The organism is Polaromonas sp. (assembly GCF_029945895.1).
Taxonomy (GTDB): Bacteria; Pseudomonadota; Gammaproteobacteria; order Burkholderiales; family Burkholderiaceae_C; genus Polaromonas.
The window spans coordinates 32,293-58,633 of sequence record NZ_JAQSDL010000014.1 but is presented as its reverse complement, the minus strand read 5'-3'; the positions used below and the strand labels follow the sequence as shown (position 1 = coordinate 58,633).

The 26,341-nt window shown below is 62.7% G+C and carries 22 protein-coding genes; 10 read left to right on the top strand and 12 right to left on the bottom strand.

Annotated features, from left to right (window positions below; all coding sequences use genetic code 11):
* Nucleotides 1-20: 20 nt before the first annotated feature.
* From PSV33_RS01765 to PSV33_RS01745, 5 genes are all read right to left on the bottom strand, one after another.
* Nucleotides 21-719 carry an urease accessory UreF family protein gene (locus PSV33_RS01765; RefSeq protein ID WP_300557909.1) on the bottom strand — a complete coding sequence of 233 codons (699 nt, stop codon included), beginning with the start codon at nt 717-719 and terminating at the stop codon, nt 21-23.
* The gene (gene ureE, locus PSV33_RS01760) at nt 716-1,348 is read right to left on the bottom strand and encodes an urease accessory protein UreE (protein ID WP_300557907.1); all 633 of its coding nucleotides are present in this window, start codon (nt 1,346-1,348) and stop codon (nt 716-718) included. The genes PSV33_RS01765 and ureE overlap by 4 nt, the downstream gene beginning before the upstream one ends.
* 14 nt (nt 1,349-1,362) lie before the next feature.
* Nucleotides 1,363-3,105, bottom strand: a complete 1,743-nt coding sequence (gene ureC / locus PSV33_RS01755) for an urease subunit alpha (RefSeq protein ID WP_300557905.1) — start codon at nt 3,103-3,105, stop codon at nt 1,363-1,365.
* Nucleotides 3,105-3,410 carry an urease subunit beta gene (locus tag PSV33_RS01750; RefSeq protein ID WP_300557903.1) on the bottom strand — a complete coding sequence of 102 codons (306 nt, stop codon included), beginning with the start codon at nt 3,408-3,410 and terminating at the stop codon, nt 3,105-3,107. Before PSV33_RS01750 ends, ureC begins: the two co-directional genes overlap by 1 nt.
* 222 nt (nt 3,411-3,632) lie before the next feature.
* Entirely contained in the window at nt 3,633-3,935 is a 303-nt protein-coding gene (locus tag PSV33_RS01745) for an urease subunit gamma (RefSeq protein ID WP_077592967.1), read from the bottom strand.
* A 163-nt stretch (nt 3,936-4,098) separates the two neighbouring features.
* On the opposite strand from PSV33_RS01745, the gene PSV33_RS01740 reads away from it, so the two are divergent.
* The 4 genes from PSV33_RS01740 (at nt 4,099) to infA (ending at nt 9,613) form a co-directional block, all read left to right on the top strand.
* Nucleotides 4,099-7,596 carry an ATP-binding protein gene (locus tag PSV33_RS01740; RefSeq protein WP_300557900.1) on the top strand — a complete coding sequence of 1,166 codons (3,498 nt, stop codon included), beginning with the start codon at nt 4,099-4,101 and terminating at the stop codon, nt 7,594-7,596.
* Complete coding sequence (locus tag PSV33_RS01735; protein WP_300557898.1) at nt 7,593-8,564, top strand: response regulator transcription factor; 972 nt, start codon at nt 7,593-7,595, stop codon at nt 8,562-8,564. The genes PSV33_RS01740 and PSV33_RS01735 overlap by 4 nt, the downstream gene beginning before the upstream one ends.
* Nucleotides 8,565-9,061: 497 nt before the next feature.
* Entirely contained in the window at nt 9,062-9,301 is a 240-nt protein-coding gene (locus PSV33_RS01730) for a hypothetical protein (RefSeq protein ID WP_096695462.1), read from the top strand.
* A 60-nt stretch (nt 9,302-9,361) separates the two neighbouring features.
* The gene (infA, locus tag PSV33_RS01725) at nt 9,362-9,613 is read left to right on the top strand and encodes a translation initiation factor IF-1 (protein ID WP_077592971.1); all 252 of its coding nucleotides are present in this window, start codon (nt 9,362-9,364) and stop codon (nt 9,611-9,613) included.
* A 93-nt stretch (nt 9,614-9,706) separates the two neighbouring features.
* Here the strand turns inward: infA and PSV33_RS01720 are convergent, their stop codons facing one another.
* Together PSV33_RS01720 and PSV33_RS01715 are read right to left on the bottom strand one after the other, a co-directional pair.
* Nucleotides 9,707-10,318 carry a DUF502 domain-containing protein gene (locus tag PSV33_RS01720; RefSeq protein WP_300513493.1) on the bottom strand — a complete coding sequence of 204 codons (612 nt, stop codon included), beginning with the start codon at nt 10,316-10,318 and terminating at the stop codon, nt 9,707-9,709.
* 518 nt (nt 10,319-10,836) lie between these two features.
* Nucleotides 10,837-11,259, bottom strand: a complete 423-nt coding sequence (locus PSV33_RS01715) for a hypothetical protein (protein WP_300557896.1) — start codon at nt 11,257-11,259, stop codon at nt 10,837-10,839.
* A 320-nt stretch (nt 11,260-11,579) separates the two neighbouring features.
* On the opposite strand from PSV33_RS01715, the gene PSV33_RS01710 reads away from it, so the two are divergent.
* The 3 genes from PSV33_RS01710 (at nt 11,580) to PSV33_RS01700 (ending at nt 17,800) form a co-directional block, all read left to right on the top strand.
* Complete coding sequence (locus PSV33_RS01710; RefSeq protein ID WP_300557894.1) at nt 11,580-11,795, top strand: hypothetical protein; 216 nt, start codon at nt 11,580-11,582, stop codon at nt 11,793-11,795.
* A 90-nt stretch (nt 11,796-11,885) separates the two neighbouring features.
* Nucleotides 11,886-12,335 carry a CreA family protein gene (locus tag PSV33_RS01705; protein ID WP_300557943.1) on the top strand — a complete coding sequence of 150 codons (450 nt, stop codon included), beginning with the start codon at nt 11,886-11,888 and terminating at the stop codon, nt 12,333-12,335.
* 251 nt (nt 12,336-12,586) lie between these two features.
* Nucleotides 12,587-17,800 (top strand): PAS domain S-box protein, encoded by a 5,214-nt coding sequence (locus PSV33_RS01700; protein ID WP_300557892.1) that lies wholly within the window; start codon nt 12,587-12,589, stop codon nt 17,798-17,800.
* A gap of 102 nt (nt 17,801-17,902) precedes the next feature.
* On the opposite strand, the gene PSV33_RS01695 is transcribed toward PSV33_RS01700, so the two are convergent.
* From PSV33_RS01695 to PSV33_RS01680, 4 genes are all read right to left on the bottom strand, one after another.
* Entirely contained in the window at nt 17,903-18,352 is a 450-nt protein-coding gene (locus tag PSV33_RS01695) for a VOC family protein (protein ID WP_300557890.1), read from the bottom strand.
* 53 nt (nt 18,353-18,405) lie between these two features.
* On the bottom strand, nt 18,406-19,257 hold the full coding sequence (locus PSV33_RS01690) for an AraC family transcriptional regulator (RefSeq protein WP_300557888.1): 852 nt from the start codon (nt 19,255-19,257) through the stop codon (nt 18,406-18,408).
* 199 nt (nt 19,258-19,456) lie between these two features.
* Nucleotides 19,457-20,443, bottom strand: coding sequence for a response regulator (locus PSV33_RS01685; RefSeq protein ID WP_300557886.1), 987 nt, complete (start codon nt 20,441-20,443; stop codon nt 19,457-19,459).
* Between the two features lie 212 nt (nt 20,444-20,655).
* A complete protein-coding gene (locus PSV33_RS01680) occupies nt 20,656-20,970 on the bottom strand; it encodes an EF-hand domain-containing protein (protein WP_300557885.1) in 315 nt (104 codons plus the stop codon).
* Between the two features lie 361 nt (nt 20,971-21,331).
* On the opposite strand from PSV33_RS01680, the gene PSV33_RS01675 reads away from it, so the two are divergent.
* Nucleotides 21,332-22,435 (top strand): AI-2E family transporter, encoded by a 1,104-nt coding sequence (locus tag PSV33_RS01675; RefSeq protein WP_300557884.1) that lies wholly within the window; start codon nt 21,332-21,334, stop codon nt 22,433-22,435.
* 69 nt (nt 22,436-22,504) lie between these two features.
* On the opposite strand, the gene PSV33_RS01670 is transcribed toward PSV33_RS01675, so the two are convergent.
* Nucleotides 22,505-22,930, bottom strand: coding sequence for a hypothetical protein (locus PSV33_RS01670; protein ID WP_300557882.1), 426 nt, complete (start codon nt 22,928-22,930; stop codon nt 22,505-22,507).
* 353 nt (nt 22,931-23,283) lie between these two features.
* Between PSV33_RS01670 and urtA the strand changes: the two genes are divergently transcribed.
* Complete coding sequence (gene urtA / locus PSV33_RS01665) at nt 23,284-24,561, top strand: urea ABC transporter substrate-binding protein (RefSeq protein WP_300513472.1); 1,278 nt, start codon at nt 23,284-23,286, stop codon at nt 24,559-24,561.
* Nucleotides 24,562-24,765: 204 nt separating this feature from the next.
* Nucleotides 24,766-26,340, top strand: a complete 1,575-nt coding sequence (gene urtB, locus PSV33_RS01660) for an urea ABC transporter permease subunit UrtB (protein WP_300557880.1) — start codon at nt 24,766-24,768, stop codon at nt 26,338-26,340.
* The last annotated feature ends 1 nt before the right edge of the window (nt 26,341 follow it).

Genomic DNA, 26,341 nt, shown 5'->3' with positions numbered 1-26,341 from the left:
TCGGAATGATGACTTCGCGCTCAGGAGCGGAAAAGCCGGGAGTACTGGGTTTCGTGTTGCGATGAAAGAATCGCCAGCATGGGCGAAAAGGCCTGGCGTTCACGGTCTTCCAGCGCCATCGCCGTCGTGATGGCTGCGGGAATTTCTTCAGCCAGCCGCGCGAGGATGCGCTGGCCGGCGCTCTGGCCCAGCGGCACCGACTTGAGCGCGGCCTGCATCATGTTTTCGGCCCAGCCAAATGCGTAGGCGGTCAGGCAATCGGGCACACCGGCAGCCAGCGGTGAGGCGGCCAGTGCAAAGGTGACGGGGTAGGTCGGTGGCAACTTCGCGCAGGCATCGATAGCTGCATCGCTGACGCTGTGGTGATTGCGCAGCCATTCCAGCAGCGAGCGTCCCATCTGTTCGGCCTGCGCCCGCAGCTCGCTGGTCTCGCGGGTCTGCAGCACCCAGTCGTTGAGCGCTTTCACCCTGTCGAGCTGCTTGTTGCGCCAGGCCGGGATCGCCTGCGCGATCACCGCCAGGTCGCCGCGCGCCAGGCTTAGGTGCAACTGGTCGCTGAGCCAGTCGGCCGCTATGCTTTCCGTAGCTACTCCCGCCCGGTCCACGCCGGCTTCCAGTCCTTCGGAGTAGGAAAAACCGCCAACGGGCAGGGCCGGGGAGGCCAGCCAGATCAGTTGCAGCAGGCTGGCGGCCGGCAGGGGCGGGGCCGTGGCGCTCAATGGCTATGCGGCTTGTGTGGGTGGCCCTGGATCGCGACCGGCTGCGCCTCGTGCGCGTGGTCATGTCCGTGATCGTGGCCGTGACTGCAGTCGGGCCCGTGCACGTGGAGCGCAGGCGCCGCAGCCGGTGCATGGGCGTGGTCATGGCCACCCTCATGCGCATGGCCGTGGCCGCCCGAGCGATACGCGCCGCCTTCAGGCTCGAAAGATTCGCTGACCTCGTTGACGATCAGGTGCATGGACCGCAGCATCTCCGCCAGCACATGGTCGGGCTCTATCTTCAGGTGATCCGGCTTGAGTTCGATAGGCACATGGCGGTTGCCGAGATGATAGGCCGCGCGGGTCAGGTCGAACGGGCTGCCGTGGCTGGTGCAGGCGGTGATGCGCAGCACGGTTTGCGGCGCGGCGATGACTTTGACCAGCGAACCGTCTTCGGCCACCAGCACATCACCACCGCGCACCAGGGTGCCGCGCGGCAGAAAAATGCCGAGCTGCCGGCCCAGCGAGTCGGTGGCCTCGAAGCGGCTTTTCTGGCGGATGTCCCAGTCGAGTTCGACGGTGGCAGCGCGTTTGAGCAGCACCGGGGCGAGGCCGGCGCCCTGCGGCATGATTTTGGAAACCTGGAGCATGGAGGAAATTCAGTTCAGAAAAGAAAGTAGCGTTGTGTCATCGGCAGGCTGGTCGCCGGCTCGCAGGTGAGCAACTGGCCGTCGGCGCGCACCGAGTAGGTCTGTGCATCAACTTCCATTTTCGGCGCGTAATCATTGTGGATCATGTGGCGCTTCTGCACGCCGCGTATGTTCTTCACGGCGGCCAGGTTCTTGGCCAGACCAAAACGCTCCTTGATGCCGCCGGCCAGACCGGCCTGCGACACAAAGGTCAGCGAGCCCTTGGCAATCGCGCCGCCGAAGCCGCCGAACATGGGCCGATAGTGCACCGGCTGCGGTGTCGGGATGGAGGCGTTGGGATCACCCATCGCAGCCATCGCGATGAAGCCGCCCTTGAGAATCAGCGCCGGCTTGATGCCGAAGAAGGCCGGTTTCCAGACCACCAGATCGGCCCACTTGCCAACTTCGACGGAGCCGACCTCGTGCGAGATACCGTGGGCGATCGCCGGGTTGATGGTGTATTTGCTGATGTAACGCTTGACGCGGAAGTTGTCGTTGCGATCGGTGTCCCCGGCGCCGCCGCCGGCTTGTGGTCCTTGCAGCTTGCCGCGCTGCAGCTTCATCTTGTGCGCGGTTTGCCAGGTGCGGATGATGACCTCGCCGACCCTGCCCATGGCCTGGCTGTCGCTGCTCATCATGCTGATCGCGCCCAGGTCGTGCAGCACATCTTCAGCGGCAATAGTTTCCTTGCGGATGCGGCTTTCTGCAAAAGCCAGGTCCTCGGCAATCGCCGGGTCCAGGTGGTGGCAGACCATCAGCATGTCCACATGTTCGTCCAGCGTGTTGACGGTGTAGGGCATGGTGGGGTTGGTCGAGGACGGCAAAAAGTTCTGCTCGCCAACCACCTTGAGGATGTCGGGTGCATGGCCGCCGCCCGCGCCTTCGGTGTGGAAGGCGCACAGGGTGCGGCCCTTGGTGGCGGCAATCGTATTTTCGACAAAACCGCTTTCATTGAGCGTGTCGCTGTGGATGGCGACCTGCACATCGGTTTCTTCGGCGACGTCCAGGCAGTTGCTGATCGCGGCCGGTGTCGTGCCCCAGTCCTCATGCAGCTTCAGGCCGATCACGCCGGCATCGATTTGTTCATGCAGCGCGGCCGGCAGGCTGGCGTTGCCTTTGCCCAGAAAACCCAGGTTCATCGGGAAGGCATCGGCCGCCTGCAGCATGCGCTCGATGTTCCAGGGGCCGGGCGTGCAGGTGGTGGCAAAGGTGCCGGTGGCCGGGCCGGTGCCGCCGCCCAGCATGGTGGTCACGCCCGAGGTCAGCGCTTCCTCAATCTGCTGCGGGCAGATGAAATGGATGTGCGAGTCGATGCCGCCGGCGGTGACGATCATGCCTTCGCAGCTGATGATCTCGGTGCCGGGGCCGATGATCATCTCGACGCCGGGCTGGGTGTCGGGGTTGCCGGCCTTGCCGATGGCCGCGATGCGCCCGCCCTTGAGGCCGATGTCGGCTTTGACAATGCCCCAGTGGTCGATGATGAGCGCGTTGGTCATCACGCAGTCCATCGCGCCTTCGGCACGGGTTTTCTGCGACTGCGCCATGCCGTCACGGATGGTCTTGCCGCCGCCGAACTTCACCTCTTCGCCGTAACTGCCGGCGCGCAAGGTGTAGTCGGCCTCGACTTCGATCATCAACTCGGTGTCGGACAGGCGCAGGCGGTCGCCCACGGTGGGGCCGAACATTTCTGCGTAAGCTCGTCGTCCGATCGTGGCCATCAAAGTGCTCCCTGAACCAGGCCGCGAAAGCCGTAAATTTCCCGTTCACCGGCGAAGTCCACCAGTTCCACCGTGCGCTGCTGCCCGGGCTCGAAGCGCACTGCCGTTCCGGACGCGATGTTCAGGCGCATGCCCTGCGCCGCAGCGCGGTCGAAAGCCAGCGCGCCGTTGGTTTCGGCGAAGTGGTAATGCGAGCCGACCTGGATCGGCCGGTCGGCGCTGTTTTGCACCACCACGGTCAGGGTGCGGCGCCCGGTATTGAGTTCATGGTCGGGGCCGTCGGTCAGCAGTTCGCCGGGAATCATGGGCGCCTCACTTGTCGCCGCGCGACAGCCAGATGGCCAGCGCGAGCACACCCGCCATGGCCACAAAACCCCAGACATCGGTGGCGTGCCAGTGGGTGCCCGCCATGGCGTGACCATCATGAGCAAATGTGGATGTAGCCCATGTCGGTATTGCGCAAGCAGCTATTGTTTTGAGAGCGTTTTTTAAGTTCATGGGAGTCTCTGGCAGGGCCTGTAGGTGAGTCAGACAATCGGCTGGTGCACGGTGACCAGCTTGGTGCCGTCAGGAAAGGTGGCTTCGACCTGGATGTCGGGAATCAGCTCGGGGATGCCGTCCATCACGTCGGCGCGTGTCAGGATGGTCCGGCCTTCGCTCATGAGCTGGGCCACGGTTTTGCCGTCGCGCGCACCTTCCATCACGGCGGCGCTGATCAGCGCGACGGCTTCGGGGTAGTTGAGTTTCAGGCCCCTGGCCTGACGCCGTTCGGCCAGCAGGGCAGCCGTGAAGATCAGCAGCTTGTCTTTTTCTCGGGGGGTCAATTCCATGGGTTCTCCGGGGGCTGCTACGGCATTGTTGGTGTGCCGGGGTGCAAGAATGGTGCCACAGGAATCGGCCGCACGGCGCCGACACAGCGCTGGTTTTCCCTCTGTGGCATGGAATCTGCACTTCAGCAGCTCCGCCTGATGACGTATTGACACCCCCACCCCCATGGACACCCCAGCCGAACCGCTGACCCTGCAGACGCAGGCCGTGCCCCCGTGGGCGCCTGCGCCGCTGGCGCCGGCCGAGCCGGAAGCGCCGGTGCAGCGCATCATCAAGGTCAGGCGCGACTACAACAGCTGGGTCGCCAGCGAAACCATGGAAGACTACGCGCTGCGTTTCACGCCGCAGCGTTTTCGCAAATGGTCGGAATGGCGGGTCGCCAACACCGCCTTCGGCGCGGCCTCGTTTCTGATCCTGGAGGCGGTCGGCGCCACCTTGCTGGTTCAGTATGGTTTTACCAACGCCTTCTGGGCCATCGTCGCCACGGGGCTGATCATCTTCATGGCCGGCCTGCCGATCAGCATCTACGCGGCACGTTACGGCGTGGACATGGACCTGCTGACGCGCGGCGCCGGCTTCGGCTACATCGGCTCGACCCTGACCTCGCTGATCTACGCTTCCTTCACCTTCATCTTTTTTGCGCTGGAAGCGGCGGTCATGGCCTACGCGCTGGAACTGGCACTGGGCATTCCGCCAAGCTGGGGTTACCTGATCTGCGCGCTGGTGGTGATTCCGCTGGTGACCTACGGCGTGTCGGTCATCAGCCGTCTGCAGATCTGGACCCAGCCACTGTGGCTGATCATGCTGGTGGTGCCGTTTGTCTATGTTTTGGTGCGTGATCCGGGTGCTTTTACGGGAATAACGCACTACAAAGGTGAGAAGGGGATCAATTCGGCTTTTGATCTGCACTTGTTTGGTGCCGCCTTGACAGTGGGCATCGCGCTGATCACTCAAATGGGTGAGCAGGCCGACTATCTGCGTTTCATGCCGGCCCGCACCGCGGCCAACAGCCGGCGCTGGTGGGCCGGGGTGCTGGCCGGCGGCCCGGGCTGGGTGCTGCTGGGCGTGGTCAAGATGCTGGGCGGCGCGTTTCTGGCCTACCTCGCGATCCAGCACATGGTGCCGGTCGAGCGCGCGGTGGACCCGAACCAGATGTACCTGGCGGCGTATGAATACGTGTTCCCGCATTACGGCTGGGCGGTGGCCGCGACCGCGCTGTTTGTGGTGATCTCGCAGCTCAAGATCAACGTCACCAACGCCTATGCCGGCTCACTGGCCTGGTCCAACTTCTTCTCGCGCCTGACGCACAGCCACCCGGGGAGGGTGGTGTGGGTGGTGTTCAACACCCTGATCGCCTTCATGCTGATGGAGATGAATGTGTTTCAGGCGCTGGGCGACGTGCTGGGCCTGTACTCCAACATCGCCATTGCCTGGATGATGGCGGTGGTGGCCGATCTGGTCATCAACAAGCCGCTGGGCCTGTCGCCCAAGGGCATCGAGTTCAAGCGCGCCCATCTCTACGACATCAACCCGGTTGGTGTCGGGGCGATGGCGCTCGCCTCGCTGCTGTCGGTGAGTGCTCACCTTGGCCTGTTCGGCCCGCTGGCCCAGGCTTTTTCGGCGGTCATCGCACTGGGTACGGCCTTTGTCACCTCGCCGCTGATCGCCTGGGCCACGAAAGGGCGCTACTACATTGCGCGCCGGGGCGAGGCGCCCGAGACCGATGCCCAGGGCAATTACCAACCGTATGCGCTCAAGCGCTGCGTGATCTGCGAACGTGACTACGAAGGCCCGGACATGGCGCATTGCCCCGCCTACCAGGGCCCCATCTGCTCGCTGTGCTGCACGCTGGACGCGCGCTGCGGCGATCTGTGCAAGCCGCAGGCCAGCCTGTCCGCGCAGTGGTCGGCCACCTTGCGCTGGCTGCTGCCACGCCGCATCTGGCCTTACCTGGACACCGGCCTGGGCCACTTTCTGCTGCTGATGCTGGTCATCGTGCCTTTGCTCGCCAGCGTCTTCGGCCTGCTGTACCACCAGGAAATGCGAGCCCTGCTGGACCTGCAGGCTGCGTCGGAGTCGGCGCTGCGCTCGGGCTTTCTGAAGGCCTACATGGCACTGCTGGTGATTGCCGGATTGGTGGCTTGGTGGCTGGTGCTGGCGCACAAGAGCCGGCAGGTTGCGCAGGAAGAGTCGAACCGCCAGACGCATTTGCTGATGAAGGAAATCGAGTCGCACCGCCAGACCGACGAGGCGCTGCAGCAGGCCAAACGCGTGGCCGACCTCGCCAACCAGGCCAAGAGCCGCTACATCAGCGCCATCAGCCACGAGCTGCGCACGCCGCTCAACAGCATCCTCGGTTATGCGCAGCTCATGGGCGAGGACACATCGATTCCGCCGCACCGCCAGCAGGCCGTCGGCGTGATCAAGCGCGGCGGCGAACACCTGCTGTCGCTGATCGAAGGCACGCTGGACATTGCGCGGATTGAGAGCGGCAAGCTCACGCTCAATGTCAAACCCATGCACTTCACCGACTTCGTGCAGGAACTCACTGGCATGTTCGAACTCGAGGCGCAGGCCAAGGGCCTGGGCTTTCACTTCGAGTCCGAGGGCACGCTGCCGGTGGTGGTGCGGGCCGACGAAAAACGCGTGCGGCAAATTTTGATCAACCTGCTGGGCAACGCCATCAAGTTCACCGCCAAAGGGCGCATCAGCCTGCGCCTGAAATACGCGCGCGAGATGGCCAGTATCGAGATCGAGGACACCGGCCCGGGCCTCTCGGCACAGGAGATCGAGCGCATTTTCGAGCCCTTCACGCGCGCCTCGACGCCCGGCCCGGCCGCGCCCGGCGCCGGCCTGGGCCTGACGATTGCCAAGATGCTGACCGACCTGATGGGCGGCGAACTGACGGTGGCCAGCACGCCCGATGTCGGCTCGGTATTTCGCGTCAAGCTGTTTTTGCCCGAGGTCCGGCTGGCGCCGGGGGCGGTCTTGCCAGTGCGGTCTTCGCGCGCCCACAAGGCGCGTTACGGCTATGCCGGTCCGCGTCGGCGGGTGCTGGTGGTGGACAACGAGGAGGCCGACCGCGAGTTGCTGGTCAATGTGCTGGAGCCGCTGGGCTTTGAGATACGCACGGCTGCCAGCGGCCATGACTGCCTGGACCTGCTGGCCGCCGGTTACCGGCCCGAGGTGATCCTGATGGACCTGGCCATGCCCGGCATCGATGGCTGGGAAACCTTGCGCCGCGTGCGTGCGGCCGGCCATGCCGAGATTCACCTGGCCATCGTGTCGGCGAACGCCTTCGACAAGGGCCTGGACAATGACGCCGGCATCCGGCTGGAGGACTTCATCCTGAAGCCGGTGCGCCACAGTGAGCTGCTGGACTGGCTGGAACGGCGTTTGCAACTGGTCTGGCTGGAAGCCCCGGCGCAAACACCCGTCGCTCCCGCCAGCCCGGTGCTACCACACGTCTATCCGCCGCCCGCGCAGCTTGAGGCCCTGCGCGAAGTGGTCAACCTGGGCTATTTTCGCGGCATCATGAACACGCTCGACGAGATTGAAAAATCGCAGCCGCAAAGTGCCGGTTTTGCCGCCGAGATGCGCGGCCTGGCGCGCCAGTTTCAGTTTGAAACCATGAGCCAGCAGCTCAGCGAGGTACCCACATGAATGACCGCGTGCTCGCGCAGACGCTGGACCGCGCCAACAGCGATGTGGTGCTGATCGTCGACGACGTGCCCGACAACCTGTCGGTGCTGCACGATGCGCTCGACGAATCGGGCTTCACCGTGCTGGTCGCCACGCACGGCGAGGCCGCGCTGCAGCGCGCCGCGCAAGCGTTGCCCGACATCGTGCTGCTCGACGCGATGATGCCCGGCATGGACGGCTTCGAGGTCGCCAAACGGCTGAAGGCCGATGCCCGGACCGCGCACATCCCCATCATCTTCATGACCGGGCTGACCGAGACCGAGTATCTGGTGGCCGCGCTCGATTCGGGCGGCGTGGACTATGTGACCAAGCCGATCAAACCCAAGGAGGTGCTGGCACGCATCGGTGTGCATCTGCAGGGCGCGCGCGAGAAGCGCCAGGCGCGTAATGCGCTCGACGCCTTCGGCTATGCCACCATCACGGTGCGTGTCAGCGACGGCAAGCTGATGTGGCAGACACCGCTGGCGCGCGAGCTGCTGCTGCAGTACTATGGAACCAGCGCACCGCAGACGCCGGAAGCAGTGCTGACCTGGCTGCGGCGCCACCTGCTTGACGCCGAACGCCAGATCGAGCCGCCGCGCCTGGTGTGCGGGAGTGCCGTCTCGGGGGCACGTCGCCTGACTTTTCGCCTGCACCAGCAGACCGGCGACGATGACTGGTTGATCATCATGCGCGAGGAATCGGACGACACGGTGATCCAGGCCATGAGCCTGAGTTTCAAGCTCACGGCGCGCGAGGCCGAGGTGCTGTACTGGGTCGTCAAGGGCAAGATCAATCGCGACATCGGCGATATTCTGGGTACCAGCCCGATGACGGTGAAAAAACACCTGGAGCGGGTGTTTGCCAAACTCGGGGTTGAAACCCGCACCGCAGCGGCCGGCACGGCCATGAGCCGTATCCGGCTGCTGCATCCGCAGTTTGAACAATAGAGCCCTCACGAAGCCCCCACGGTCGCGCACTGCGTGTCGCTTCCTGCCCCCCGAGGGGGCCGCTGCGCCTGCTGGCCGGCGAAGCCGGACCCGCGCGCCCGCTTGAAAAGACCTCCTCCGCGGGTGCTCTGCGCATTGCCTCCTGCGTCCCGGGACTGGCTTTGTGCAGGCAGGCGTGGTAAGGGTTACAATAGGTACTTCGGTAAAGCATCAGCTTTTTTCATCGAAGCCCCCTTACCACGCGGCTTCCTTCTCAAATGCGGCGCTTCCAAGAGCCCGAATTCACAGTGTGTTTAGCGCCCCTACAGTGCTGAACCCTCTCAAACACTGTTCCATTTCCGGCGAGCACCTCTCCCAACGGTGCCCACGCAAGGCTCAACCAGCCAGCCCTTTATGTTGTAAAGCCTGGCTGTCAGGACCCGAACACGCGCGGGCTTGCTTGCAAGCCACTTATTTCCTTATTTATCAAGCCGGGAAAAATACCCGGCACGGACTTTATGAACATCGATCACACCAACATCGCGGTGGGCAAGTACCTTGTCTCCCCGCTCGCCAAACCGCAGGGCGAAGGCCTTTACGCTGCGTCTGTCTCCATCCGCTCCGGGCGCGGCAGTGCCACGCACGACCGCGTGCTGCGTTTCAGCGGACTTTTTGACAGCGCCGCGGCTGCGGTGCATTACGCGACGGAGCATGCGCTGGGCTGGATTCACGAACGCACGTCGCCGGTTTGCGCCTGAGCGGCACTGATAACCGCCTGCACGACAGATTTTTTTTCAGATATCCAAGGAGTTTTCATCATGGCCAAAGAAGAACTGATTGAAATGCACGGACTGGTCAACGAAGTGCTGCCAGACTCGCGCTTTCGCGTGACCCTGGACAACGGCCACAAGCTGGTGGCTTACACCTCTGGCAAGATGCGCAAGAACCACATCCGCATTCTGGCGGGGGACCAGGTGTCGCTGGAGCTGTCGCCTTACGACCTGAGCAAGGGCCGCATCACTTTCCGGCACATCGCCGGCCGCGGCCCGGGCCCTTCACGCACCCACTAGGCGCGAAACACGGTTTTTCATGATCATTTTGGCGGCCGGCCCTTGATGGGCGGGCGCCAAAAGCTATATTATTGATAGCAATTCGGTGCCGTCTCAAAGGCGGGGCGTGTTGTCCGCAGAAGTCGGCGGCCGCGCCATCCATGCGAACATCGACGAGCGCATCGCTTCCTCAACCGTCATCGCGATCGGTTGTACCCATTCGACAGGCACAAAGACGGTGTAGCCGCCAATCATGTAGCCCATCGGCAAATACACCGCCACACGCTCCCCCGGCAAGAAGCCTGCGGGCAGATCCGCAAAACTGCGGCGCGTGATCAAGCCCACAATTTCGAGCCCGTGGTCCGGCATGCGCAGGATCACCACGCTTTGTTCACCCTGTTTGCCTGTTGGCGAAAAGTAGTCGGCAAAACTCTTGAGCGACGAGTAAATGCTTTTGACGACCGGCAGGTTGGTGAACGGCAACTCGACAAAGAGCAGCGCCTTGCGCACCTTCGGGTTGGACACCAGGTAGCCAATCAGCACAATGCCCAGCATGCCGACCACCAGCCCCATGCCCGGAATGTAGAAGTCGCCGAACAGCGGCCGCAGGATCCATAGCGTCAGGGTCTCCATCCATGCCAGCATGACGAAAAGAAGGTACAGGGTCAGGGCCAGCGGCAGGATCGTGATCAGGCCGCGGAAGAAATATTTGTAGAGCTTTTTCATGGTGGTTTCAGAGAAGGGGCGGTCTGGAACAGGAGGGGGAGCGAGGCCCCAATATACCCAAGCTCTGTGGCGCAGGTTGCGCACCCGGGTGTGCTGATCAACGCGGCAATGTAGGTCTGGCCCTACTTTTGTTGGGGTTCGCTTCCGGCACTCGTCCTGGCAGGCGCTGTTTATCTTTGGGTTTCGTTACTTAACAAGGAGAAATCACATGCCCATCATTGCCTGGTTACTCGGTGTGCCGGTTACCGTCATCATCCTCTTGATGTTGTTCGGCGTTTTTTGAATCGGGAGGTATTTCATGCTTCGTAAACTGCTTGTTTTTGCCTTCACCTCCGGAGTGGCGGCCAAGCTCTATCGCAGCTATGCCGCTAGGCGCAGCCAGCCCGTGCCGACGGTCAGGCCAGCTGCGACGCGGCGTCGGCGCGCTGGCGTCCAGAACGATCAGGCCTGAAACCGTGCCCCGTCCTGACTGGTCGGGTCGGGGCGGGTTTCACGTCGCATGCCTTGCAGACCAAGGGCTATTGCATTTTCAACACCGGCCCAAAGCAGGCCTGGAGTGACGCCTTTTCGCACACCAGCATCTTGTCGCCTTGCGGATTGAACTGGATGAAGCGGGTGCTTTGTTCACCCGGCCCTTCCAGCACCGCCCCGGAGCAGTCCTTCTTGTCGTTCTGCCGGACCACGGTCTCCACCAGTTTGTAGAAACCGCTGGCGTCCGGCAACTTCGCGACCTCGTATGTTTTTTCGGCCACTTCCTGCCCACTCGTGCTGAGCACCGTGCGGTTGCTGCGGTAATGCCAGGTCTCGGTGCAGCTGCTGCCGAACAACGACCAGGACCAGGTCCCTGTCAGGGGGTGGCTGCTCGCCGGTGCGGTCTCGCCGGCGGCCTGCAGCGCGGAAGCGGTCATGAGCAGGCAGGCAGTGAAAAGCAGTTTTTGCAATCGTGACTTTCTCAGGGACAAGGATTGGGTTGAGGGTGCCATGACCGATGCTACTCCCTCGCAGCGTGTTCCCGGGGGCAGCATCACGCGCGGCAAGGCGGCTGCCAGGCATTTCAGGACCCCGGCCCTTTCTGCACGGCCGTGAAGTGCTGCCTATTTCATAGCAAAGCGGCGGAACGGCGGGACCCTTGCAACACTGTCAGCGTTCACCCCTGCACATCCTGTAACCGGCTTCACCGTTCACAGGGACCAGGCACACGCTACCGACACCCGACGGGAATTCAATGGCGTGGCAACCTCAACTTCACCTGGAGATAGACATGCTGAAAAAACTTGCCCTTGTGCTCGCCGCCGCTTCGCTGGCTGGCTGCGTGGCCGTGCCCTACGGCGCCGGTCAGCCCTACCGATCGCACGGCGTACCCTACGACGGCGACCGCGACCGCGACGGCATTCACAACCGGGCCGATCGGGACCGCGATGGAGACGGCGTGCCCAATCGCCGGGATCGCCGGCCGGACAACCCGCGCCGCTATTAGGAAGCGGCGTGGCTATAGTGGGGGGATGTTCACGCTGAAGGAAACGCCATGAAAAAGTCCCCTTTGTTGCCTTTGTTGCCCTTGTTGTCCATGCTGCTGCTCGGCGTGTTGTCACCCGTTCACGCCCAGAGCATTGGCGAGGTAGACACCGTGTTCAAGTTCATCGGGCCGGATCACAAGATCGTGGTCGACGCCCACGATGACCCCAAGGTCAGGGGCGTGACCTGTTATGTTTCCCGGGCCAAAACCGGCGGCATCAAGGGGGCTGTGGGTTTGGCCGAGGACAAGTCGGAGGCGTCCATTGATTGCCGTCAGGTGGGGCCGGTCTCGTTTGTCAAACCGCTGCCGCAACAGGAAGAGGTTTTCAGCGAGCGGATATCGCTGGTTTTCAAGAAGATACGCATTGTGCGCATGGTGGATGCCACCCGCAACACCCTGGTTTACCTGACGTACTCAGACCGGGTGATCGAAGGCTCGCCGCAAAACAGCGTTGCAGCGGTTCCCGTTGATCGCGCGATGAAGATCCCGCTTCAACCCTGATGCACAGGAGGCGGCGGGGCGTTTGTGCGAAGTCTGCGCACGAGCACGTGCGGCGGTGACCGACACCAACCACGGACTAATCCCTATTTCAACTGCACCGCAGAGGCGCACACTTTCGCCACGGGGCTCGCGGCCCTCGGCACGCTCAAACCCCTGTAACGAAAGGTGAAGACAAGGCATGAGGAACAGCTCTTCTGGTGAACTGGTGCTTATCCGGCCGCACACGCGGCTGGCCATCTTGAGGTTCGCCCGTGAAGGGTAACGAAGAAATCGCCGAAGAGAACTGTCGTCTGAAGGCGCGGCTGCATGAACTCGAGAGTGCCAACGACCTGCTCGACCGGGCGCTTGCCGAACAAAAGCGTGAAGCCGATCTGCTCAGGAGCAGCGCCCAGGGATTGCGCGATCTCGCCACGATATCGGCCGACTGGTACTGGGAACAGGATGCGGAGCATCGTTTCATCAGGTTTTCCGGCGAGCAGGCGGCCGTCGCGCTGGATGTCGAACGGGACAGCAACATCGGCAAGCGCCGTTGGGAGCTTGCCGGTGCTGTCCCTCTCAGCGGGTCCTGGGAAGCGCACCGTGCCGTGATGGATGCCCACCAGCCGTTTCGGAACTTCGAATACAAACGCAAACTTGGCGACGACTTGCCGCACTTCCTGTCGGTCAGTGGCATTCCGGTGTTTGACGACCAGAACCGCTTCCTCGGGTACCGGGGGACAGTGCATGACATCAGCGAGATAAAACGTTCGGAGGAAGCCGAACGGCAAGCCGCCGGCTTTCTCGATGAAGTGGTTGACAACCTTCCCATCGCCCTCCAGTTGAAGTCTGTTCAGGACGGGTTCCGGATCGTGGGCTGGAACAAGGCCGCCGAGGCTCTTTACGGGGTGACCCGCGAAGAGGCGATGGGACGCACGGCGCACGATCTCTGGCCAAAAGAGGACGCAGACCGCATGCACGCCGCCGACCTGGAATTGGTGGCAGCGGGCGTCATGCAGGATCTGCCCGACCAGCTGACGGCGACCAAACACCGCGGCGCCATCCGCGTTCACATGCGCAAGGTCCCGCTCAAAGACGCCAGCGGCGCCGTCACCCATGTCCTGGTCACCAGCGGGGACGTCACCGGGCGTCTGGCTGCCGAGGCGCGCCTGCGCGAAAGTCAGGAACGTTTTCGCAATCTGACCCAGCTTTCCTCTGACTGGTACTGGGAGCTGGACGACCAGTTCCGCTTCACCCGGATGTCCAGTGGTGCGGCCCGTTTTGGCAGGCTTCCTGCCGATTCCGGAGGCCAGGCCCAGATCAGCGAATACATCGGCCGCACACGCTGGGAAATCGACGACACCCCGCGTAACAAGGCGGCCTGGGCTGTGCATCGCGCGCAGCTGGAAAACCACGAAACCTTCCGCGATTTCGAATACGAGCGCGTGGACATGGATGGCAGGCGCATCCACTTCTGCATCAGCGGCGAGCCCGTTTTTGACGTGGACGGGAAGTTCACCGGCTACCGCGGCGTGGGCACCGAGATCACGGCGCGCAAACAGACTGAAGCAGCGCTGGTGGCCAGCGAGGCCCGTTTTCGCGGCGTGGTCGGAGCACTCGCCGAAGGCGTCGTCATGCGTGATGTCGAAGGCCGAATCATTGACTGCAATGCCAGTGCCGAGCGTATTCTTGGCCTGAGCCTGGCCCAGATGATGGGAGAGACGCTGCTCGGGCCGACATGGCAGACGCTGCGCGAAGACGGTTCGTTGATGACCCATGAGGAACGGCCCAGTGTGGTTGCCGGGCGCACGGGCTTGCCGCAGTCCAACGTGGTGGTTTGTTACCGCAAACCCGACGGCAGTGATTTGTGGGCACTGATCAACGTCATGCCGTTCTCTGAGCGGGCAGGGGACGCCCCGGCCGGATATGTCAGCACCATCACCGACATCACCGAGCGCAAGCGCGCCGAGATGGAAATTGTCCGGCTCAACGTTGACCTGGAAAACAGGGTCTCGCGCAGAACAGCCCAGCTGGAGGCGGTCAACAAGGAACTGGAGGCATTTTCCTATTCGGTGGCGCACGACCTGCGTTCCCCCCTCAGTGCCATCGACGGCTACTGCGCCTTGCTTCAAAAAACGGTGTCGCCGGAGACCGGCGAACGAGCCAGCCATTACCTCACCCGGATACGCGGCGGCGTGCGACGCATGGGCGAACTCACCGACGGGCTGCTGCTGCTTGCTCGGCTGTCACGCACCAGCCTGAACTGGGAAACCGTGGACCTCGGGGCCGAGGCGACGCGGGTGCTCGCGCAATTGTCAGAAGCGGAACCCGGACGCGACGTCCGCGTGATGGTCGAGCCTGGCATGTTGGCCAGGGCGGACCTCTCGCTGCTGCGGCAAGTTCTTGAGAACCTGATCAGCAACGCCTGGAAGTTCAGTGCGAAAAAGCCCCACACGGAGATCATGATCGGCAGGGAAACCGTGGCCGACCAGCCGCCGGTGTATTTTGTGCGCGACAACGGTGCAGGTTTCGACATGGCTTATGCCGACAAGCTGTTCGGCACCTTCCAGCGCCTGCATTCACCGGAAGAGTTTGCCGGCAGTGGCATCGGCCTGGCCACGGTCAAACGAATCATCACCCGTCACGGCGGGCGAATCTGGGCAAGTTCCGTGCTGGGCGAGGGCAGTACGTTTTATTTCACGCTGGGAAGCGACCAGGGCAATGCCATGCCGGGCGAGGATGTTTCCGGAGACGATGCGGGCATTGCGCTGGCGCTTCCCCGCTCGCGCCACCTTTTCGGGGGCACCGGCCAGGCGGCACGGGCTACGGCGGGTTCGTTGATCAGCAGCGACAACGATATTTTCGCCGATGGCGACCAGCAATTCAGCAGCGCTTTTGAGCATGCGGCGATCGGCATGGCCCTGATCGCCGTCAACTCGCGCCGGCTCCGGGTCAACAGTGCCTTCTGCCAGATGCTCGGTTACTCCGAGGCGGAGATGCTGGCCCGCACCGTGCACGAGATCAGCCATCCGGACGACGTCGAATGGGACCTGCTCCAGCGGAAAAGGGCGTTGGCCGGCGAGATCGAAACCTACCAGTGGGAAAAACGCTACATTCACAAGTCCGGACACATTGTCTGGGGGTATCTGACATGTTCGCTGGTGCGCGACCCCGACCGCAAACCACTGCATTTCATTTCCCAGGTGCAGGACATCACCGAACGGAAAGAGGCCGAACGCACCCTGCGAGAAAGTGAAGAGCGCTTTCGCACACTGACCGAGCTGTCGTCCGACTGGTTCTGGGAGCAGGATGCGGACTTCCGCTTCGTGCGGGTTTCCTCTGAGGGGCAACGGACCCATACGGCGGCGTTCAAGGGCGACAACTCCATTGGGAAAACGCGCTGGGAACTGCCTTATGTACACATGGACGACAGCGTCTGGGCGGCCCACAGGGCGCAGCTTGAAAGACACGAGGTTTTCCGTGATTTCGAGGTCACGCGGCTCGACCTCCAGGGACAGATTCGCCATGTGTCCATCAGCGGTGTCCCCGTTCTTGACGCGTCGGGCTGCTTCACCGGTTACCGCGGGACGGGCCGCGACACGACCGAGATGCGCCGTGTGAGCAACGCCCTGCGCGCCAGCGAGCTGCAATTGCGTGAGATCACGGACACGGTGCCGGCCCTGATCGCCTACGTCGACAAGGCGCAGTGCTTTCGCTTTCACAACCGGGCTTATGAGGAAGGCTTCGGCCTGTCGCACAAGCAGATCGACGGCAAAACCCTGCTGGAGGTCATGGGTGAGGAGTTCTACCAGGTTGTGCGCGCGCGTGTTGACGAGGTCCTGTCGGGCTACCCGGTGGTTTACGAGCGTACCCAGAAAACCGCCCGCGGCGATCACCGCGACTACGTGGTCAATTATTTCCCGCGTTACGGCGATGGCAAGGAAGAAGGCGAGGTCATCGGGTTTTATTCGCTGGCGACCGACGTGACCGAGCTCAAGCGTATTGACCGCATGAAAAGCGAGTTTGTCTCCACGGTCAGTCATGAGCTGCGCACGCCGCTCACTTCGATTCGCGGTTCGCTGGGTCTGATCGCCGGCGGTGTGGCCGGCGAGTTGCCGGCGGCGGTCAAGACCCTGGTGGAGATCGCCAGAAACAATTGCGAGCGCCTGATCCGTCTGATCAACGATATTCTGGACATCGAGAAGATCGAGTCGGGCAAGATGCGCCTGGACCTGCAGGTGGTGGAGCTCCAGCCCTTGCTGGCGCAGGTGCTGGCGGCCAACGAAGGTTTTGGAGCGGCGCAGAACGTCAGCCTGACCCTGGATGTTCCGGAGGGCGACCTGCGGGTTCAGGTGGACAGCGACCGTCTGGCCCAGGTCGTGACCAACCTGCTGTCAAACGCGGTGAAATTTTCTCCCCCGGGCGGAGTGGTGGAGGTGCATGTCAACCGCGCCGGCCTCGGCGTGCGGGTGGAAGTGCGTGACCACGGGCCAGGCGTTCCGGAAGAATTTCGCAAGCGCATCTTCCAGAAATTTTCCCAGGCGGATTCGTCCGACACGCGCCAGAAGGGCGGCACCGGCCTGGGCCTGAATATTTCGAGGGCCATTGTCGAACGTCTGGGCGGCAACGTGGGTTTTGACAGCAAAGCCGGCAAGGGCTCCACCTTTTTCTTTGAACTGCCCGAATGGAAAGAGGCCGCGCCGCAACTGCCCGCCCCGTCACGTGCGTTCACCCGGCCGTGCGTGCTGATCTGCGAAGACGACAGGGACATCGCCCGCCTGATCGCGATGATGCTGGACAAGGGTGGCTTTGACAGCGACCCGGTGTACACCGCCGCCGACGCGCTGGCCCATCTGGCGGCCAACCGGTACGCCGCGATGACGCTGGATCTCAAGCTGCCCGATCAGGATGGCGTCACACTCATCCGTATCCTGCGCACCCGGGACGGCACGCGTGATCTTCCGATTGTGGTGGTGTCGGCCATGGCCGGGGAGGGCCAGATCCAGTTCAACAACCAGACGCTGACGGTTTCTGGCTGGCTCGAAAAACCGATTGACGAAAACCTGCTGATCCGCAGTCTGCGCCATGCAATAGACGGCATGGCCAAGGGCAAGCCCCGCATCCTGCATGTCGAGGACGATCTGGATATTCAGCGCATCACGGCAGCGATCGCGCAGGACTTTGCCACCTTCGAGTTTGCCGCCACGCTCGAGGAAGCCCGCGCGTGCCTGCTGGCGCAGACCTACGACCTGGTGCTGCTCGATCTGACCCTGCCCGGTGAATCAGGCTGGGATCTGCTGGCCGACATTGAAGCGCTGGAGCGACCACCGCCGGTCGTGGTTTTCTCGGCCAGCGAGGTAAACCGCGCCCAGGGAACCCGGGCGGCTGCCGTGTTGATCAAGGCGCAAACATCGAACGATGAGCTGCTGCAGACCCTGCAGCGCGTACTGGCCCAGGGCCGTGCATCGGGTTTCCCGCCGCTGGCCTGAGCTGCACCGCCCGAGTTGGGGCGCCAAGGCCCGGACTTTGCAGTCAAATCATCAACCAGCCCTTTGCGGACGAGCGCTGACAGCTATATTCTGAATAGCAGATCATTTGGCTGGCGTTTGCATCAACGCGGTGTAGCGGCGCTGCATTTCTGCCGGCGTCACATCTTCAATGCTGTGGCCCACGCTCCATCGGTGGCCGGATGGGTCGCGAAAGCTGCCGGATCGCTCGCCATAGAACTGGTCCTGTGCCGCCGTTTCCAGCGTGGCACCGGCCTTTAGCGCCCGTGCGATGACTTCGTCGCAGTTGTCCACATGCAGATGCAGCGTCACGGCGGTCGGCGCGCCCGCCTGCGGCCCCTGGATGCCGTACTCCGGAAACTCCTCTGAAAGCATCAGCGTGCTGCCCGCAAAGTCCAGCTCTGCATGGCCCAGGCGTCCACCGGGTTCGACCAGCCGGAATTTTTCGGATGCACCAAAAACCGTGATGTAGAAGGCGATGGCTTCACGTGCATCGCTGACGTGAATGTAGGCAAACAGTTCATGGGCGGCCATGATGGCTCCTGATTTGAAGTGGGAACAAAACCCAGTCTATCGGCGGCTGCGTTTCAGGTCTTGAACAAAATTGACGGGCCCGCAGACAACAGCGGCACGTGGTTGGGTGACAGCACCGGGGCCTGACGGTATTGCTCTGGCGTGAAGCCGGAGAATTCACGAAATTCGCGGTTGAAGTGCGGCTGGTCGCTGTAGCCGGCATCCTGCGCCACATCGGCCAGACTGACTCGGCGCGCCGCGACGCCGTGATGCAGCAGGCCCAAAGCCCGCTGAAAGCGTTGCACCCGGCTGTATTGCTTGGGAGCCAGTCCAACGTGATGGGAGAACAGCTGGATGAATTGCCGGTGGCTGTAACCGCTTTGTGCCACGGTCTGCCTCACAGTGGCGCCCGCCTTGAGCTGTGCTGCAGCCCGCAACATGGCGGGAAGGGCCGCAGGAAGCGGAGCCGACTTCAGCCGCGCCAGCAGAAAGCGCTGCAGGCCCTGGATCTTCTGCGCGGGCATGGGGGCCTCTGCCAGCTGTTCCTGCATCGACCGCACGCTATTGCCCCACAGGTCTTCCAGGCGGGTGTGTTGTCCGGCCAGTTCGCTGGCAGGCAGTCCCAGCAGGGTCAACGCAGCACCGGGCATCAGCTGCACGCCCACCGCATCTGACGAATCGGCGACTTCCTTGACATAGAAACCTGAGCGGGCGCCACCGACCGCGGCATGCCCCAGGCTCAGGCCATCGGCCATGTGCCGGCTTTCAAAAATCCGTATCTTCGGTCCGCTCAGGCGAAAAACCAGGTGCATCTCGCCGGTGGGGAGAATGTGTTCCCGGCTCGAAGGACTTGCCGTGTCGCCGGGCACGCTCACCCAGACGGACTTGATAAAACCTGCAAGCGATGGGTGGGGTCGATGCTGCATCGGGTGATGGGACGGGTCAGTTCAAACCTGTGGACCAAGGGAGTGAAGTCGATGCCTGGCAGTTTACGGGAGTTCAGCCGCCAGCGACTGTGCGCGCGGACGGTCACCGGCGCCTGAAGCCCGATCGTTCACGGGGGCAGGGCGCATCGTGGACACAGGCTGCGGGCAGACGCCCAGAGGCGACCGCTGCGATGTTGGCCTACAGCCTGGCCCAGTCGGAGTAGCTGACCAGTTCCGGGCGGGGCGCATGGCCCAGCACCCGGTGCAGCGCAACGCACAGGCTGCTGAGATCGTCGCCCTTGCTGATCACAAACGCTGCTCCCTCCTCGTACGCCCGGGCTTCGAGCGCGCTGTCCAGATAACCGGAAATGACGATGACTGGCAGGTTGGCTCGTAGCAGCTTGACCTGCTTGAGCAGGTCTATCCCCGTATGGGTCTGCAGCCGGTAGTCGGTCACCAGCACCTCACAGTCGAAAGCGTCAGCCCGCAGGGCGGCCAGTGCCTGCTGGGCACTTTCATGACAGGTCACCCGAAAGCCCGCCTGGGGCAGCGTGTCGCTGACCAGCACCCGCATGGCTTCATAGTCATCTACATAGACAACGTGGGGCGCTTGTGCGTCGGCCTCCTTGCCCGCGGTGTTTTCCAGTGGCACGGCGGCCGGCAGGTAGATGTCGAAGGCCGTGCCGCGCCCAGGCTCTGGCGACACGTTGATCATGCCCTGGTGCTGCTCCATGATGTCGCGCACTTCCCGCAGTGACAGGCGGCGTGCGCTGGCGGGCCTGTCGTCTGTCTGCGCGGGCGCTGGCACCAGCGTGTGGAAGGGACCGGTTGCCGCCCGGCTGCTGTTGCTGATGACCAGCCGGGCGTAACGCCGTGGCGGCAACCCGCCGCGCAGCTTCTCCGCGTCGGGATCCAGCACCACGTCGTCCAGCAGCACCTCGGTCATCTCCACGACGATCTGCGTTGCCAGGCCGACCATCGACTGCCACGCCACGATACAGGCGCTCAGCAGGGCGTTCTCCAGCCGATCAGCGTGTGCGCGCAGCCAGGGGTCTTCATGGGAGAGTTCCAGCGCCAGTTCGACTTCGCGCGGAAGCAGGGCGCGAAAGCGATGCAGAGCCCGCAAAACGATGGGCTCCAGCCTCTGATTGATCAGTTCTCCGGCGGGCACAGCGTCAGACGGCATGGACTTCTTTCCGCGGCATGGGTCGGCAAGCGTGCTCGCGTGGCGTGATACGCGACGGAGAAAGAGTAGGCCTTTTGGCCGGGGAGGTCAATGAGGTTTGTCTTGGGGCGAATGCAGCAGGCCAAGGCGCGCGATACCCAAACCGGCTGCAACCCAGGACGGGCAAACGGGAGGCGCTATCAATCAGGGAGCGGTCCGGGTGTGATTTCCTGTCAACGGCTCTTGACCTGGTTCATCGCACTTTCGAACTCCTGCTGCGACAAGGCGCTGTCCTTGTTCGTGTCGGCTTCATCAAAGTGCCTGGCCACACCGCGAAAGCCGGAGGCCTCTTCGCGGCTGATCTTGCCGTCCTTGTTGGTGTCCATGAAGCTGAATGCCCGCTCGATGTCCGCGGCGCTGTACCTGGGTTGGAGGGCGGCCGAGGCCGTCGAGATCATGGAGCTGGCCGGCGCAGTTGCAGCCGGCTGGGCGTGTGCCAGCGGCGTCAGCAGTGCCGCTGCGCTGGCGAGAGCGAACAGAGCGTGCACGGGGGGGCGCCATGTTCCTTGTGAGGCGGAGGTCAAAGTCATCGGGTTCCTGACGATAGTAGCTGGCATGAGCATCATTGAACGACATTGGACGCGGCGGCGCCAGCAAGGTTGCACGGTGTTGCGTGACTTTACATCCCTCGGGAAACCGGACACACTTCTTTGCGCTGCCCCGGGCGTTCGGGCTGAGCGCTGACAGTGCCTGTCCGGGCTGTCCCACACGGTGCAACCCCCTGCGCTGGCGGGTCGACCGTTCAGCAGGGGTCACCATCAGCAGGTGCCCACGCGCGCGCAGAAATCCGCCCTCCCGGCGGACATCTGTGCGGCGGGCCATCCCCCATTCAGCAGGACCCGCCAAGCCATGAACCTCCCCGACGCAGCGAAATCAACCGCGCTTGAAGACAAGACCTTCCTGCTTCTGCTGCTGGTCATCTCGGTGGCCTTCCTCTGGATACTGTGGCCGTTTTACGGCGCAGTTTTCTGGGGCGCGGTGCTGGCCATCATGTTCAAGCCGCTGTATCTGCGCGTGCTCAGGGCCATGCCAGCCAGGCGCGTTGGCGCCGCGCTGCTCACACTGCTGGTCATCCTGGTGGCGGTCATCCTGCCGGTGGGGATCGTGACCGGGCTGTTGATTCAGGAGGGCGGCAGCGTCTACCAGCGCATGCAGTCGGGTGAGCTCAGTGTGGCGCGTTACTTCCAGCAGGTCTACGAGGCCCTGCCGGCCTGGATCACCGGTTTGCTCGACCGCTTCGGCATGAACAACTTCGGGCTGGTGCAGCAGCGGATCACGGAAGGGCTGACCAAGGGCAGCCAGTTTTTCGCCACGCAGGCGCTGAGCATCGGCCAAGGCACGTTCGACTTCTTCGTCAGTTTTTTTGTCATGCTCTACCTGCTGTTTTTCCTGTTGCTCGACGGCTCGGCCCTGGCCACGCGCATCAAGGATGCAGTGCCGCTCAACGCAGAGGTCAAGGGCAAGCTGGCAGCCAAGTTCACCACGGTCATTCGTGCCACGGTCAAGGGCAACATCGTGGTGGCCTTGATCCAGGGGGCGCTGGGCGGCCTGATCCTGTGGGTGCTGGGGGTGCATGCGCCGGTGTTGTGGGGCACGCTGATGGCCTTTTTGTCGCTGCTTCCGGCTGTCGGCGCCGCCATGGTCTGGCTGCCGGTCGCGATTTATTTTCTGGCGACCGGGGCGATCGTCAAAGGCGTGGTGCTGATCGCCTTCGGCGTTCTGGTGATCGGCCTGGTCGACAACATCCTGCGCCCGGTGCTGGTCGGCAAGGACACACGCATGCCTGACTACGTGGTGTTGGTGTCCACACTGGGCGGCATGGCGCTGTTTGGCCTGAACGGCTTTGTGATCGGTCCCGCGATCGCGGCGATGTTCATGGCGGCCTGGGATCTGTTCGCCAAGGCGAGACAGGCGGAAGTGACTGAAGTGGGGGAGCCGCCCACGCTACCGTGACAACATCGCAACAGCATTCCTGATGAAAAAATTTCCGGAGTCGGGAACAGGGACTGGCCGGAAACATGCTCAGCGGGGAAGCACCTTGTAGGATCGGCCATCCGTGGCGGAGCCCGAGCTTTCTCCCTGCACAACCAGCGGCGCAAACACGCGAATCTCGGTGGTGGTCGGCACGGTGAACTGGGTTTCCAGCGTGGCTTTTCCGCTTCCCTTGGCGATCACCTTGACATCCTGGCCGAGATCAGAGCTGTCGGCCGCCAGAACAATCAGTTTGATCGTTCCCGCTTCCGAAGTCAGGACATAACTGACATCGACCTTGAGCTTGACTTGCTGACCCGGGTGAAGGACCTGGTTGGTGTCGGGCGAGATGGCAGTGATTTGCGCCAACGAACCAAAGGGCGGCATGTTGGCCGGTTTTCCAGTGACCTGGCAACCCGACAAAATGCCCGAAACGGCCATCGACACGAAGAGCGCGGGGAGGAATTTGGTAGTCATTGCCAGATACTAACCGGATGGGAATGAACGGACCGACGAAATGACAAGGTCACGGGGTCAACGGTGCATGAAAAGGAACCCGCTGCCATGTCCATGTGACTTCTCCGGGTGCCAGGGAGGTGTTCGTGACAGGCCTGCTTGATCGGTGGGCAGGAGGCGCTGTCGCCGCGAATTTCTGCCCCGAATCACTGTCGGGGGGGGACAGGCGATCTTTGTGATCCCGTCCTGCATACGCCACCCGGCGTATTTCCCAATCCCCGGTCGGTGGCCAGAATCGCCTCATCGCTTCGCAAAAGCCCCCTTGGCGGCTGGTGTGAAGCGAAACGCGAACCATCTACCTACCGGAGAAGCACATGCAACGTCGTTTTACCCTCAAGGCGCTCAGCGCCGCCGTCGCCCTGGCGGGCCTCTCGGTTCTGCCAGCCCATGCCCAGTCGGGCGGCACCATCAAGGTGGGCATTCTGCACAGCCTGTCGGGCACCATGGCCATTTCGGAAACCGTGTTGAAAGACACGGTGCTCATGGCGATTGACGAGATCAATGCCAAGGGTGGCGTGCTCGGCAAGAAGCTCGAGCCCGTGGTGGTGGACCCGGCCTCCAACTGGCCGCTGTTCGCTGAGAAGACCAAGCAGTTGCTCGGTCAGGACAAGGTCTCGGTGATTTTCGGCTGCTGGACGTCCGTGTCGCGCAAGTCGGTGCTGCCGGTGGTGGAAGAAATGAACGGCCTGCTGTTCTACCCTGTGCAGTACGAGGGTGAAGAGCTGTCCAAGAACGTGTTCTACACCGGTGCGGCGCCAAATCAGCAAGCCATTCCTGCCGTTGACTACCTGATGAGCAAGGCCGGCGGCGGTGCCAAGCGCTGGGTGTTGCTGGGCACCGACTACGTGTACCCACGCACGACCAACAAGATCCTGCGCGCCTACCTGAAAAGCAAAGGCGTGAAAGACAGCGACATCGACGAGAAATACACACCGTTCGGGCACTCCGACTACCAGACCATCGTGGCTGACGTGAAGAAGTTCTCTGCCGGCGGCAAGACCGCCGTGGTCTCCACCATCAACGGCGACTCCAATGTTCCCTTCTACAAGGAACTGGGCAATGCCGGCTTGAAAGCCAAGGACGTGCCGGTGGTCGCCTTCTCCGTGGGCGAGGAAGAACTGCGCGGTGTGGATACGAAACCGTTGGTGGGCCATCTGGCCGCCTGGAACTACTTCATGTCGATCAAGAACCCGACCAACACCGCCTTCATCAAGCAGTGGAGCGAGTACGCCAAGGCCAAGAAGATTCCGGGCCACATGGACAAGCCGCTGACCAATGACCCGATGGAAGCCACCTACATCGGCATCCACATGTGGAAGCAGGCTGTCGAGAAGGCCAAGTCCACCGATACCGACAAGGTCATCGCCGCCATGGCCGGTCAGACTTTCCCGGCACCGTCGGGCATCGTCTCCAAGATGGACGAGAAGAATCACCATCTGCACAAGTCGGTGTTCATCGGCGAGATCAAGGCCGACGGCCAGTTCAACGTGGTGTGGAAGACGCCCGGCCCGGTGAAAGCCAAGCCATGGAGCCCGTACATCGAAGGCAACGACAAGAAGCCTGACGAGCCGGCAAAAATGGCCTCCAAATAAGGCCGCTACCGCAAGCCCCGGCGGGGCCTGCGGTGCAAGCCGCACCTGGTCAGCAGAAAACAGGTGCGGTTTTTTTTCGGTCTGGCCCGCTTCTTGCGCTACTCCGGTGCATTGCCGGTTCATTGTTTTCAAGGAAGTTGCAGCCTGGGCATCGTGGCAAGCCGTTAAAGCCTGCTCCTGTGCCTACCCTACAGGTTCTTCATCATGATGATTCGCACACTTCTTCTATCTGCTACTTTTTTTGTAGCTGCTGGCGCCCATGCTTTAAGCGCGGATGAGGTAAAAGGCATGGCTCTCGGCGATACCGAGACCCGGGTCGAGGCGCTGAACAAAGCCGCGGCCAACCCCGATGACAAAACTGCGGCCTTCATCCAGGCCCTGGCCGACGACGCGGTCAAGACGGCGGGCGGCAAGGTCTTTGTCATCAAGGATGACAAGGGTTACGACCCCATCACCGGCGCCGCGCTGCCGGTACCCGCGGACGCCGAGGACGTGATCAACAACAACTTGATGCGCGGCGAACTCGACAACGCGCTGGCCGCGCTCAAGCTGTTCTCGAAAGAAGAAAAAATCCGCGCCGAAGCCATCAAGACGCTTTCTGGCGGGGCTGACGAGTCGCGCCTGCCGCTGATCGAAAAAGCTTATGCGGCGGAAGCAGTGCCGGCCCTGAAAAACCAGCTGGAGATGGTGCGCGCCACCATTCTTCTGAGCAGCAGCGACAAGGCCAAGCGCATGGAAGCCGCCGCCCGCCTGTCAGGCAGCAACAATCCGATCAGCAAGACCGTGCTCATCGCCCGCCTGTCGGAAGAGGACGACCCAGAAGTCAAGAGTGCGCTGCTGGCTTCGCTGCGCAAGGTCGAGTCGGCGCTGGCCTGGGGCGACAAGCTGGGCGCGGTGTTCAGCGGCATCAGCCTGGGCAGCATCCTGCTGCTGGTGGCGCTGGGCCTGGCCATCACCTACGGTTTGATGGGTGTCATCAACATGGCGCACGGTGAGCTGATGATGATTGGCGCCTACGCCACCTACGTGGTCCAGGGCCTGTTCCAGAAGTATTTACCCGGCCTGTTCGACTGGTATCTGCTGGCGGCGGTGCCGGTGGCCTTCATGGCCTCGGCACTGATGGGCGCGGCGCTGGAACGCGGCGTGATACGTTTTCTTTATGGCAGGCCGCTGGAAACCCTGCTGGCCACCTGGGGCATCAGCCTGATGCTGCAGCAAGGGGTGCGTTCGATTTTCGGCGCGCAAAACGTCGGTGTTGAAAACCCGGTGTGGATGAGCGGCGGCGTGCAGGTGCTGGGCAACCTGTCGCTGCCCTACAACCGTCTCGTCATCATCGGTTTTGCAATTGCCGTGCTGCTCGGCATGGCCTGGCTGATCAGCAAAACGCGGCTTGGATTGTTTGTGCGCGGTGTCACGCAGAACCGGCCGATTGCCTCCTGCATGGGTGTGAACACGGCGCGTGTGGACACCTATGCGTTTGCACTCGGCTCCGGCATTGCGGGCCTGGCCGGTTGTGCGCTGAGCCAGGTTGGCAACGTCGGCCCGGACCTGGGCCAGGGTTATATCGTCGATGCTTTCATGGTCGTGGTGCTGGGCGGCGTGGGCCAGCTGGCCGGCACCGTGTACGCCGCCCTGGGCCTGGGCATCCTGAACAAATTCCTCGAAGGCTGGACCGGTGCGGTGCTGGCCAAGATTGCGGTGCTGGTGCTCATCATCATCTTCATTCAAAAACGTCCACAGGGCATCTTTGCCATGAAGGGCCGCTCAGCGGAAGCATGAC